Raw genomic sequence first — 11897 nt, forward strand, 5'->3', positions numbered from 1 at the left:
TGAACCTGGCCCATAGTGCATCCTTCCATTCACTGGAAAATATCGCACCATCAAATGCCGGGATCAAACACCTAGAGCCATTTTACCTGCGCACCGATATCGTTGATTGTGCCGATCGGGCAAAGAAAAAAACAAACACGCGAGCGGCGTTAGTTAGCAGTTGGCAATTACACGTTGCGCTGGTAGTGGGGGCGTATGCTAACATCCCTACTCTTCGTGGCTCCTGCCATCGTCATGCTTGCGATAAAGTTGATGGCGATTACCCTCTACTCACGTCCGCTTGTAAAAATTGCGGGCAACCCTTCAGCCGCTTGGTTGATGGCGTGGGTTTTTCTCCAAGCCGTTTTGATCATCTTTGTTCTTGTTGCGTCCGCTTTCGACGCCCTGACAACAACCACCGTTTGGATCGCATTGCTGGTCATTGTCGCGACTTCGTTACGATGGTCAAAGCCGCGCATCGAACTCGGGAAAACTGTCACGTTTGGATCGGTACTTTTCTCGGCATTCTTTGCGTTTCAGCTTTTTAAGTGCGTCTTTTTCCAAGAGTTTACATTGGATGCGCAAACCTATGGGCTACCGCGCCTGGGCCTCTGGATGAACTACCAGTCGGTACTAATCCACATGCCGACAGAGCAAATCAATATCTTCTCGAACGAATGGAATGGTGAGATAAACGCCCTTCTCTACGGCATCGCGGCTGGAAATGTTCAAGGCCTTATGTTTGGCAACTTAGAGATTTTTCTGGTTGCCTTTTTGTCGATTTGCCTTCTTTCGAGGCAACTTGGTGCTAGTCGTCAGTGGTCGGCAATGGTGGCTGCTGTGCTTTCAACTGCGCCGGTCTGCCTTGGGGTCGCAGGAACTTTGAAGGGTGATCTCCTCGCTGTTCCTGCTGTCGCAATGGCAGCGTCTTGGATTGTCATCTACTGCCGGAAGCAAACGGCGGTGTCTGCCGCAATGGTGATCGCCTGTTGCGCCTTGGCAGTTGGCGCTAAGATAACAGCTGTGTTTCCAGCAGCGATGATCAGCATCATTCTTGTCTATCTCTCTATCAGAGGCAGAAGCTTTCTAACGCTCGTCAATGGGGCGCTTCTTAGCCTCGTTATCTCCCTGGCGTTTATGAGTCGATACATCGCCAACATCTTCGTCTACGGCACCCCTCTTAAAAGGACCGCCAATGAGACAGTGCAGGCCGGGGTAGCCACTTTCCTTGATAGCTCACGGTTTGTCGCAAGAATGTTCATTCGAAGCAGCCCCGATAGTGGACAACAGTTCGGTTGGCTGTTGGCCGGCGGCTTTGGCTTTTCGGGTATTCTTTGCGCTGGTCTCTTGATTTATCAGGTCAAGGGAAAATGGATCGACGGCATGCGAACCGCGCTTGCACTTGGCGCGCTGGCTGCGCTCGGTATGGCGTGCTTCATGATTCCAGCGCCGCCTTGGTCATTCAGGTACTTCGTTCCATCTGTGATCATAGGCGTCACTGCGATCGCATCAATTTCATTCAGATCAAAGATCGCGGCGATAGTGTTATCTGTCGGCGCGGTCTTAGTGATTTTCATGAACTCACAATATCTGATACGCGTGGGTGAAATTAACGCCAACTCGTCATTTGGAAAGAGTCTGCAAAGAGCAAAACATACATCGCCTGTCGAAAGGATATTCTTAAGCTACCCACCCCTTCGGAAAGAGTTCGGTTTCGGAAAGATTGACATCGACGGAGAAACTCCGCTTACGATCGCTGTTCACGCGTTTCTCAACCGACCATCAGGCGCACTAGTCGGGTCAAGAGCGCAGAACAGGCTCATCTATTTTTCAACAGAACGAGACCTGTTTGAGGCTGTGAAAGCTCAATGTTTTGACGTCATTGCGCTCACAAAATTTAAGCCGATACCTTTAGAGAATACGGCGCGTTCAGCTTTACTGGAAAATGGCTATTCAATCATAACCGATGGAGAGCTTGTTTCTGTGTCCAAACGCAACGTGTCTTGCGCGGTCTCAACTACAACCGAGCGATCTTGACCTTCCCGGCTACTGATCGGATTTGCATATCAACATATCCACCAGCCGAAGTTGGGGTGAATGCCAAGTTTACGCGTGCGCCGTAACTCGTCCCCACCACAGAGATCGAGAAAAAGCCAGCCGTATCTGGGTTTCTCGTCTGCTCAAGCCGCGGCCGAACTCCGGGCCATCGAGGAGCACTATGCATCCCTTATGTCCCAGGGCGGTGACGCATGAGCAGTCAAACCCCAATCAGCCCAGCGATGTACAGCAAACTAACCGAGCGCGAATGGATCGGCCGCAACGTGATGACGCTTGCTGACATCACAACTGCTGGAGGCATCGTTTACCCAAATGGAAGCCTAGCGAAGGTGACGCGCAAGTTTGGAGGCCTTCATATCGAGGGCGAGAAATGCTTGTGCTGCGGCGTCAAACTTTTGATCCGGCAAATTTCGCCAAGCAAATTGTCACTCGTTGATGATGCACCCTTGCTGCCTCAGGAAGGCGGTGAAGCATGAGCATCCGTCACACCATCAACGAACTGCAGAAAGTCGCCAGCGTGCAGGATGAGCTTATGCGCCAACTGGAGGACGATCTGCGCGAATTGCAGGCCGCACGCGACGAGATCGACACCTATCTCCACAAGGCCATCGCCGTGGGTGCCGACCGTACCGCCATGATGGTGGAAGCACAGGCAATTCTCAAGGAGGCGCATTCGAAAGGTGGCGTTTTCCGCTTCCCCTCTGCCGTGCCGCGTTTGAGGGTTGTGCAATGACCACCACTCAGCTCGCGCTGACGATCGGCTCCATCCTGTTTGCTCAGGCCGTCACCTTCTACCTTTTCTGGCGCACCTACCGCCGCAAGTGATTGCTTCGTGCCAGCCGCCCTGGCCGTAAGCAGACGGAGCGGAAAGAGTATTGACCTCCTCTTTCCGCTCCAAACCATCCCCACGGCTCCAAAGCTCCCTGGAGCCGTTCCCGGCAAGTAGCAACGGATCAGCACGCCGATGCGAATACCGGGCTTGCCTGGCGGTCTTTGTTTCGCGTGACCGCCGGGCTTTTTCATTTCAGAGGATCCAGCCATGGGCACCATTACAGCCGAACTCTACGTCCACCCCAAACTCAAATGCTTTCGGGCACGCGTCGGCAGCGTTTCAAACACGGGCCACCACATCACGGAAGACAGCGGACGGTTCACCGTCAAGAGCATCATCACCAAAGATGCTTGGCTTTGCCGAGACAACACGCGCGCCGACGCGGAAGACGAGATCGCTCGTGAGTGGGCCGACCTTGTCAGCCGGCACACGCCACAAACCTCACGCGAGCACGAGCAATCCGATTTCGAAGCCACGAGCATCGAGCAGCGCGTGGCCCTCAGCCAATTGCGCAATCATCTCGCCGACGTCGCCTTGCGACCGCTCCTCAAGCCAGGCGATCGCATCCGCGCAACGAAGGCAGAGTGCTGCGCCCACGAGGCCAACTTCACTTATTCTCATTTTTACGGCGGCTGGATCATATCCAACGGTGGAGCCAGCATCGCTCCCGGCTCCGTCTACTCCATCAACGGCAAAGTGTTTCGAGTATAGCCATGAAAAAACCTCAACCAAAAATTCCCTACATCACATGGCGCAATGGCCGCCCACGTTTCGAACCGTCGAAGACGCTGCGCGATCGCGGGTATAAGGGGCAGGATCTCCGCAACGAGACGGACCAAAGCTGGATGACGGCAGGCCAGGCAATGGACTGGTCGTAGCAATTCGCGCGCCAGCTCGAGGCGGACAAGCGGGAACAGGCACGAGCAAAGCCGAAGGCCGCAGCACCAAAGCCGCACCAGGTCGCGCAGATCCTGCCAACCTATCCGCTCGAGCGCCTTTATGAAGACTGGCTGCATCCGGAGAAAAACCCGGCCGTCGCGGATCTCTCTGCAAAAACTCGCTATGATTATCGGCTGAACGGCAAATCTATCGAAAAGCACATGCCCGACGTCTAGAGCGCCGAGGCTGCCGCTCTGACCAAGCCGATCTGCATGGGCATGTATGACCTGCTACGGATCAAGAGCGGCATATCGCAGGCCTCGGCGACCATGCGCCAGCTTGGCACGGCCCTGCAATGGGCGATGGATCGCGGCAAGCTTCCGGAGCTGCACGTCAACCCGGCTCACAAACTGCGCATGAAGGTTCCGCCTCCCCGGATCCGCGCCGGCACGCCGGCCGAGATCGAGCAGATGATTAAGGCTGCCGACGCGATCGGCCTCGAGGAGATCGGCGACATGATCGCCCTGGGCGTCTGGACAGGCCAGCGCCAGAACGATCGGCTGTTATTCACCTTCCTCGGCCGGGACAGGGGCAGCGTCGATTTTCGCCAGATGAAAACCGGCGCCATCGTTTCCATTCCGGAAGCGCCGGAGCTGACAAGCCGTATCAAATTGATGCAGGAGCGCCGCAAGAAGGCACAGATCGTTTCTCCGCACGTCGTCCTCGATGAGCGCAGCTGGTCCCAGTTCGACAAGTTCAGCTATTACAAGCGCTATAAGTTGGTGCAGATGGCAGCAACCAAGGGCATGCCGAGCCAGGGAAGCCGAACAGAGATCCAACCCATGCCAAGCTGCGCGGATCTCCGCGACCAGGACTTACGCGATACAGCGGTCACCTGGCTGGCAAGAGCGGGCTGCACCATTCCCGAGATCTGCGCCATCACAGGCCACAACTTCAACAGCGCAAACGAAATCCTGAAACACTATCTCGCAATGCACCAGGAGCTAGCATACAGCGCCATGCGCAAAATGATCAGCTGGCACGAAACCGATGGGAAAACCTATGATCAGGCACAGGATGACGGAAGCCGTATGACGAGCAATGTCGGACGAATGTCGGAAGTGTCGGACGGAAGTCGGAAATAAGTCGGACGGAAAATCTAAGTAATTGATTTTAAACGGGAAAGTGGCGACCCCTGCAGGACTCGAACCTGCGACCTACTGCTTAGAAGGCAGTTGCTCTATCCAGTTGAGCTAAGGGGCCTTCGGTCTAACCGAATTAGTGTGTCCACGGCTGCGTGCGGTTGTATTTGAAGTTGTCCGTGTAGGAAACAACCTTGCGGCTTGCCTCCTGCGGAGGGATGACGCGGTATTCGATGCCCTTGCGCTGAGCGTAGGCTTCAGCCTGCTCTTGCGTTTCGAAGAAAAGCTTCACCTGCTGGTTCATATCGGACGACGACGTGTAGCCCATGATGGGGTCGATTTTGCGAGGAACTTCGGCATCGAATTCGAGCACCCAAAGATTCGTCTTGGCCTTGCCGGATTGCATGGCAGTCTTTGCTGGACGATAGATTTTTGCAGACATCTCAAACTGCTCCGGTCTTGCGATCACGCTGCTTCCGTTTATCCTGCTTGTCGCACATCATAGATTGATAACAACGCGATAGCAAAACTCAATTGGACCGACTCACTCTCGAAGTCAAGCCGCCCGCAGCGCCCATATTGCGGAAACCATAAAACCCATAGATCAGGAAAACACCTATCGACATCTTGCACCTTGCAAGCGAAGCATATTTTATCGGCTCGCAACGCAATTGGATGTCACACATGAACGAAAACGTCATAAAATTCCGCAAACCGGAACCACCAAAGCAGCCACGCAAACCCAATCCGCAACTGCGCAAACTCGCCATCGTCATCGGCGTCATCGCATTTTTCGCCGCAGCCTGGGCCTACTTCCAGTATCTGGGATAATTGCGAACAACACAGGGCGCCGAAGCATTGCGCACGGCACCTAAGATTTGAACTTATTTATGAGGGAAACTGTAGAAGTCATTGGAAAAATTGACTTCTGAAAGTGGTCGGAGTGGAGAGATTCGAACTCCCGACCCTCTGGTCCCAAACCAGATGCGCTACCAGACTGCGCTACACTCCGTCTTTCGATGGTGGGGAGATACACGGTTCACCCGTGACCTGCAACAGATAAAATCATCTTTCTTTCTTTTTTTCCACGGGGCTGCATTCGCGATGGAATGGCGTGAACCCGTACCCCAACGGGGACAATATTACGAAGTTTTCACTTCACCCCGTGCAAAACCTATGCGAAGCCGGACCGGAGAGACGGATACAGCGCCAAAAACCTCAATGACCCGCAAAAACTATTTTTGCAGGCATAAGCCACGGCGTTGTCTTGATAGGTAAACAGAATGAACTCCGGAAACGACCTGAAGCAGCCATCAGAGCAACCCGATCTGCGTGATATTCTGGTTTCGGCCAAAACCGGTAAAAAGAAGTCCCGCCGATTTCTCTATACGACGGTGGTGATCTTTGTGTTGCTGGGCTCGGGTGCCTATTATTACGTCGCTGGCAAATCCGGTGTCGCTTACACCTACACAACACAGGATGCCAAGAAGGGCGACCTCGCGGTTATCGTCACCTCAACAGGCTCAGTGCAGCCAACCGATCAGGTCGATATATCGAGCGAGCTTTCCGGCACCATTCGCAAGGTCAACGTCACCTATAACAGCCCAGTCAAAGCGGGTGACATATTGGCAGAACTGGATACCAACAAGCTGGAGGCCGATGTTCAGAGCGCCCGGGCCAAGCTTGCATCCGCCAAAGCCAGCGTCCTGAAGGCGAAAGCCGATCTGGGTTCCGCCAAATCATCGATGGACCGATTGAGGTCGCTGGTTCAAAGCAAGGTTTCCAGCCAGCAGGATCTGGAGGTGGCACAGTTCACCTATGATGCAGCCGCCGCAACGCTCGAAGTCAACAGTGCGTCGGTTCTCTCGTCAGAGGCCGATCTGCGGCTTGCGGAACTCAATCTCGGCAAGGCCAGGATCATCTCGCCCATCAATGGCGTGGTTCTGACGCGTGATGTTGACCCGGGCGCAACGGTTGCGTCCTCCCTGAATGCACCAGTCCTGTTCACCATCGCTGGTGATTTACGGCATATGGAGCTGCAGGTCGCCATCGACGAGGCCGATGTCGGCAAGGTGGATACCGGGCAGACGGCAACGTTCAACGTCGACGCCTATCCCGAAAAAAGTTTCCCAGCCACCATTGAAACGGTCCGTTTTGCTTCCGAAACCGTTTCGAACGTCGTGACCTACAAGGGTATCCTGACGGTGGACAATGCCGAACTGCTGTTGCGGCCCGGCATGACGGCAACAGCCAACATTGTCGTTGAAGAGGTAAAGGACGCGATCCTCGTTCCCAATGCTGCCCTTCGCTATACGCCTCCGCGCGAATCAGCCTCCCGTGGTGGCGGGTTGATGGGACTGTTTCGCCCGCCCCGCATGGGGCGTCAGCGCGGCGGCAGCGGTGGTGAACCAGAAACGACGAAACGCAGCATCTGGGTATTGCGCGACAATGCCCCTGTTGCCGTGCCGGTCGAAACGGGTGCGACCGATGGCCAGTTTACGGCCATCAAATCCGGCGAGATCAAGCCCGACGATCAGATCATCACTGACGCCAACCAACGCAGCAGTTGAGGCGGGAAACGCGCATGGCAGGTCAACCACTCATCGAATTTCGCACTGTCGTCAAACAATATGGCATCGGTGAAGCAAAGATTCGCGCACTGAACGGCGTCAGCCTGTCGATCCACGAAGGGGAGTTCGTCGCCATCATGGGCCCATCCGGCTCCGGCAAATCGACTTCTATGAACATCATCGGCTGCCTCGATACCCCAACGGCGGGGGAATATCTGTTTCAGGGCGTGGCGACGAGCGGATTTGAGAGTGCACAACTGACGCTTCTGCGTCGGCATATGCTCGGCTTCGTGTTTCAGGGCTTCAATCTCTTGCCGCGCACCTCGGCAGTCGAAAATGTCGAGTTGCCCCTGATCTATCGAGGCATGAAAACAGCGGAGCGGCGACCTCGTGCCATGGAAGCATTGGCGCAGGTGGGCTTGGCCGGACGTGAACACCACACCACGCAGGAACTATCCGGCGGCCAGCAACAGCGCGTAGCCATTGCCCGCGCCATCGTGACCCGCCCTGCCCTGCTCCTGGCCGATGAGCCGACCGGTAACCTGGACACAAGGACCAGCACGGAAATCATGGAGTTGATCACATCGCTCAACCGCGACAAGGGCATCACAGTGGTCATGGTCACGCATGAAGAAGACATCGCGGCCTACGGGAACCGGCTGCTGCGGTTCAAAGATGGGCATCTCGAATCAGATAGTGCCACCGAGCGACAGGAGGCGGCAGATGTTTCTTGAAACTGCGCGTCTTGCCCTGCGCGCCATCAGCCGCAACATCCTGCGCTCATTTCTGACCGTTCTTGGCGTCGTGATCGGCGTTGCCGCCGTGATCGCCATGGTGACGATCGGCAACGGCACGACAGCACAGGTGAAATCCGAGCTGTCGCGCCTTGGCACCAACATGCTGTTCGTGCGACCCGGCCAGTTCGGCCCCGGGCGGGCGAGCACCGAGGCCAAACGTTTCAACGACCATGATGTTGAGGCCATGCGAGACCAGCTTGGCGGCATCAGAGCTGTCGCTCCCGTCAACAGAAGCTCAGCCGCCACCGTCATTTATGGTGGCAAGAACCATTCGACCAGCGTCGTGGGTACAACCAACGATTATCTGGTCACTCAGGACTGGACATTGGCGCAGGGCCGCTCATTCCTTCCGGCGGAGGATCGCGGTGGCCAGATTGGCTGCATCATCGGCGAGACCGTGCGTCAAGAATTGTTCGGCGCCGCCAATCCGGTCGGCCAGACCATTCGCGTCAGCAATATTTCCTGCCCTGTTATTGCCGTTCTGGCCCGCAAGGGACAATCCGGCCTGGGCGACGATCAGGACGACACCATCATCATGCCGCTGAAAATCCACCAGCGGCGTATCGGGGGCACCACCACCATTTCCAGCATCATGGTGTCGGCGCAGGACGGCGTATCGACCGCGAAGGTTCAATCCGACATCGAGAACCTGCTGCGCGAGCGTCGTCGCATTGCGCTCGGTCGCGATGACGATTTCACCGTCAACGACATGGCCCAGATTGCTTCGGCCATGACGGGCACGACAACGCTGCTGACCGGCCTGCTGGGTGCTGTGGCAGCCGTTAGCCTGCTGGTGGGCGGTATTGGGATCATGAACATCATGCTGGTATCGGTCACGGAGCGCACGAGAGAAATCGGCATAAGGCTGGCCATCGGCGCGCTGGAAAAGCAGGTCCTCACGCAGTTTCTGGTAGAAGCGGTGATGCTGTCTGCCTTCGGCGGCGTGGCAGGCATATTGTTCGGCCTTGGGCTTGCCTACAGCGTCGTCAGTTTTCTGGGTGTTCCCTTCGTCACCAGTCCCGCCATCATTGCGCTCGCCTTTGCGTTTTCCGCCGCCATCGGCGTCATCTTCGGCTACTTCCCGGCACGAAGGGCGGCAAGTCTCAGCCCCATAGAAGCGTTGCGGCACGAGTAGGCCGCTCATTGCCATTGCTCCATCCCTTCTCCATATAAGGAAGATGTGAAAGAGGAGTTTTGAAGTGAGCGTCGCATTTGTCAAAGAAGAGAGTGCCGAAACCGCAGCAGAAACACAGCTGCCGGATCGCCCTGTTTCACCACATCCGAACCTTGTCACCGAGGCTGGGCTGAAAGCTCTTGCGGCACACGTAGAAAAAGCCCGAAAAGCCATCGATGAGGCAAGCACCATCGATGACATCAACGAGCGCAGACGCGTGGCCGCACCGCATATGCGCGACCTTCGCTATTTTTCCGAGAGGCTTCACACGGCCCAGCCCATGCCAGCCCCCGAAAACAATGATACCGTCGCATTCGGCAGCACTGTGACCTTCGAGAGAGATGACGGGCGGGTGCAAACATTCCGTATCGTCGGAGAAGATGAAGCGGACCCTAAAGCAGGGTCGATGTCCCATGTCTCACCTGTCGCCCGCGCCCTTTTGGGCAAGGCAGTGGGAGACCTCGTGCAAGTTGGCGATCAGGAGCTGGAAATCACCGTAATCGCCTGATTGGCGGGTTGCAGCACTGCCGCACACACGGTATCTGAGCGATCAAACACGCTCTTTCCGAACAATAAGGCCGGTCCTCCCATGTCAGTGGATTTTCTCGTCACCCATTCCGGTGGCTTCCATGCCGATGAACTGTTGTCCAGCGTCATCCTCACCCGGCTGTTTCCCGACGCGCAGATTGTTCGCAGTCGCGCGCCGGAGTGGATCACCCCAGGCGAGGATCGCATCATTTACGATGTTGGCGGTGCCTATGATGCCGATATCAGCATTTTCGACCACCACCAGCGCGGCGCACCACTTCGCGAAGACGGCCAGCCTTACAGCTCTTTCGGGCTGATCTGGAAGCATTACGGCCACGAGTATCTCGCCGCCTATGGCGTTCCGCACGACCACATCGACACAATCCATCTGTCGTTCGACAAAGGCTTCGTCCTGCCCATCGACCTTACGGATAATGGTGCTCTCAGCCCATCGATAGCCGGTCCACTTGCGGGCCTGACCCTACCGTCGTTGCTGGAAACACTGAAACCCACCTTCGACAATGAAGACCCAAAAGCGGACGATCTCGCGTTCCATACAGCCCTTTCGATCGCCCGCAGCTTCGTCGAAGCCAGCATTGAGAAAAAGGCTGCGAAGTTGCGCGCGGAAACGCAGGTCCTCCGTTCCATCGAGATTGCAGGCCAAAGCCGCGTTCTGGAACTTACCCGCGGCATGCCGTTCCGTCCCGCCATCATCAAGGCAGGTGCAGACCACCTGCTCTTCGTGGTCCACCCCCGCGACAAGGACTGGTGCGTTACCGGCATCCGCCGCGCCGATGAGGGTTTTGAGCTCCGTGCCGATCTGCCAGCCGCATGGGCCGGTTTGACGAATGGCGATCTGGAGACGGCATCCGGCGTTGAAGGCGCGACCTTCTGTCACAACGGACGATTTATTGCTGCCGCGAAGACACGAGAAGCAGCATTGGCCTTGGCTGAGATTGCTGTGCGGGAAGCCGTCTAATACGACAGAAGGACATTATTAAACGCCCAGCGCTTCACTCGTTCGTCATCCTCGGGCTTGTCCCGAGGATCTGCTCACGTGGCGAGTCCTAAGCCCCGACCGCCTCTTGGCGCTGCTTGGCCAGCACGGCCAGATCAGCAGGCTTCAACTCGACCGACTCCCCGCAACCGCAGGCCGACGTCTGGTTCGGGTTGGTGAATATAAACCCGGCGCGCATTTTCGTGGTCTCGAAATCCATCTGTGTACCAAGCAGATAAAGCACGGCGGAAGGTTCGATCCAGACCTTGGCATCCTGGAACTCGATGAGATCGTCCTTGGCGGATGGTTCTGTCACCAAGTCGATGGTGTATTCCATCCCCGCGCAGCCGCCTTTTTTGATACCAACACGAAGGCCCTTGGCGTCCGGCCCGGAATTCCCGACGATTTCATTGACGCGTGAAGCGGCTGCCTCTGTCATCGTCATCACTGCAAAGCCCATGGGCCTATTCTCCTTCGACAAGCGGGTTCAAGGCCCGATGCTTTCATGGATTCAAATCTAGTCTCATCGTTCGCCGGTATCAAGGCTTAGTACCAGCCGACAGCAACCTGCGCTTCTTCCGACATGCGGTCCGGCGTCCATGGCGGGTCGAAGGTCATTTCGACGGTCACGCCGGACACACCTTCGACGGCACCTACCGCGTTTTCCACCCATCCCGGCATTTCGCCAGCAACGGGGCAACCGGGCGCTGTCAGCGTCATCATGATTTTGACCATGCGGTCATCTTCGACATCGATCTTGTAGATCAGGCCCAGCTCGAAAATATCCGCTGGAATTTCCGGGTCGTAGACAGTTTTCAACGCCGCGATCACGTCATCGCTGATGCGCGCCAGTTCGTCCGGCGCGATGGTCGAAGACGTCGCGACGACGGCGCTTACATCAGTATTCGGTTCAGTTGTCTCGGTTGTCATGGTCCTGATCC

The 11897-nt window shown here is 56.3% G+C and carries 15 protein-coding genes and 2 tRNA genes; 12 read left to right on the forward strand and 5 right to left on the reverse strand.

Annotation, left to right across the window (positions count from 1 at the left end):
* The first annotated feature begins 252 nt into the window (after positions 1-252).
* The 6 genes from EKM04_RS14210 (at position 253) to EKM04_RS14235 (ending at position 4893) form a co-directional block, all read left to right on the forward strand.
* Positions 253-2016, forward strand: a complete 1764-nt coding sequence (locus EKM04_RS14210) for a hypothetical protein (RefSeq protein WP_183895665.1) — start codon at positions 253-255, stop codon at positions 2014-2016.
* Between the two features lie 212 nt (positions 2017-2228).
* Positions 2229-2513 (forward strand): hypothetical protein, encoded by a 285-nt coding sequence (locus EKM04_RS14215; protein WP_183895663.1) that lies wholly within the window; start codon positions 2229-2231, stop codon positions 2511-2513.
* Positions 2510-2770 carry a hypothetical protein gene (locus tag EKM04_RS14220; RefSeq protein WP_183895661.1) on the forward strand — a complete coding sequence of 87 codons (261 nt, stop codon included), beginning with the start codon at positions 2510-2512 and terminating at the stop codon, positions 2768-2770. Before EKM04_RS14215 ends, EKM04_RS14220 begins: the two co-directional genes overlap by 4 nt.
* A 306-nt stretch (positions 2771-3076) precedes the next feature.
* Positions 3077-3580, forward strand: coding sequence for a hypothetical protein (locus tag EKM04_RS14225; RefSeq protein ID WP_183895659.1), 504 nt, complete (start codon positions 3077-3079; stop codon positions 3578-3580).
* Between the two features lie 2 nt (positions 3581-3582).
* The gene (locus EKM04_RS14230) at positions 3583-3747 is read left to right on the forward strand and encodes a hypothetical protein (protein WP_183895657.1); all 165 of its coding nucleotides are present in this window, start codon (positions 3583-3585) and stop codon (positions 3745-3747) included.
* 330 nt (positions 3748-4077) lie between these two features.
* Complete coding sequence (locus EKM04_RS14235; RefSeq protein ID WP_183895655.1) at positions 4078-4893, forward strand: site-specific integrase; 816 nt, start codon at positions 4078-4080, stop codon at positions 4891-4893.
* A 41-nt stretch (positions 4894-4934) separates the two neighbouring features.
* Here EKM04_RS14235 and EKM04_RS14240 read toward each other — a convergent pair.
* Both EKM04_RS14240 and EKM04_RS14245 read right to left on the reverse strand, forming a co-directional pair.
* A tRNA-Arg gene (locus tag EKM04_RS14240) sits at positions 4935-5011 on the reverse strand.
* 15 nt (positions 5012-5026) lie between these two features.
* Complete coding sequence (locus tag EKM04_RS14245) at positions 5027-5332, reverse strand: ETC complex I subunit (protein WP_183895653.1); 306 nt, start codon at positions 5330-5332, stop codon at positions 5027-5029.
* A gap of 242 nt (positions 5333-5574) precedes the next feature.
* On the opposite strand from EKM04_RS14245, the gene EKM04_RS14250 reads away from it, so the two are divergent.
* Positions 5575-5721, forward strand: coding sequence for a hypothetical protein (locus tag EKM04_RS14250; RefSeq protein WP_174153322.1), 147 nt, complete (start codon positions 5575-5577; stop codon positions 5719-5721).
* A 104-nt stretch (positions 5722-5825) separates the two neighbouring features.
* Here the strand turns inward: EKM04_RS14250 and EKM04_RS14255 are convergent.
* A tRNA-Pro gene (locus EKM04_RS14255) sits at positions 5826-5902 on the reverse strand.
* Positions 5903-6173: 271 nt separating this feature from the next.
* Here EKM04_RS14255 and EKM04_RS14260 point away from each other — a divergent pair.
* The 5 genes from EKM04_RS14260 (at position 6174) to EKM04_RS14280 (ending at position 10938) form a co-directional block, all read left to right on the forward strand.
* A complete protein-coding gene (locus EKM04_RS14260; RefSeq protein WP_183895651.1) occupies positions 6174-7460 on the forward strand; it encodes an efflux RND transporter periplasmic adaptor subunit in 1287 nt (428 codons plus the stop codon).
* Between the two features lie 14 nt (positions 7461-7474).
* Entirely contained in the window at positions 7475-8194 is a 720-nt protein-coding gene (locus tag EKM04_RS14265; protein ID WP_183895649.1) for an ABC transporter ATP-binding protein, read from the forward strand.
* Positions 8184-9392, forward strand: coding sequence for an ABC transporter permease (locus EKM04_RS14270; protein WP_183895647.1), 1209 nt, complete (start codon positions 8184-8186; stop codon positions 9390-9392). The genes EKM04_RS14265 and EKM04_RS14270 overlap by 11 nt, the downstream gene beginning before the upstream one ends.
* Positions 9393-9456: 64 nt before the next feature.
* Positions 9457-9939 carry a transcription elongation factor GreA gene (gene greA / locus EKM04_RS14275; RefSeq protein WP_183895646.1) on the forward strand — a complete coding sequence of 161 codons (483 nt, stop codon included), beginning with the start codon at positions 9457-9459 and terminating at the stop codon, positions 9937-9939.
* 81 nt (positions 9940-10020) lie between these two features.
* Positions 10021-10938 (forward strand): MYG1 family protein, encoded by a 918-nt coding sequence (locus EKM04_RS14280; RefSeq protein ID WP_183895644.1) that lies wholly within the window; start codon positions 10021-10023, stop codon positions 10936-10938.
* Positions 10939-11026: 88 nt separating this feature from the next.
* Here EKM04_RS14280 and sufA read toward each other — a convergent pair whose 3' ends face one another.
* Positions 11027-11416, reverse strand: a complete 390-nt coding sequence (gene sufA, locus EKM04_RS14285; RefSeq protein ID WP_174153328.1) for a Fe-S cluster assembly scaffold SufA — start codon at positions 11414-11416, stop codon at positions 11027-11029.
* A gap of 86 nt (positions 11417-11502) precedes the next feature.
* A complete protein-coding gene (locus EKM04_RS14290) occupies positions 11503-11886 on the reverse strand; it encodes an SUF system Fe-S cluster assembly protein (RefSeq protein ID WP_174153329.1) in 384 nt (127 codons plus the stop codon).
* Between the last annotated feature and the right edge of the window lie 11 nt (positions 11887-11897).

Origin of the sequence: Rhizobium skierniewicense Ch11, assembly GCF_023757665.1 — a bacterium.
GTDB lineage: Bacteria > Pseudomonadota > Alphaproteobacteria > Rhizobiales > Rhizobiaceae > Agrobacterium > Agrobacterium skierniewicense.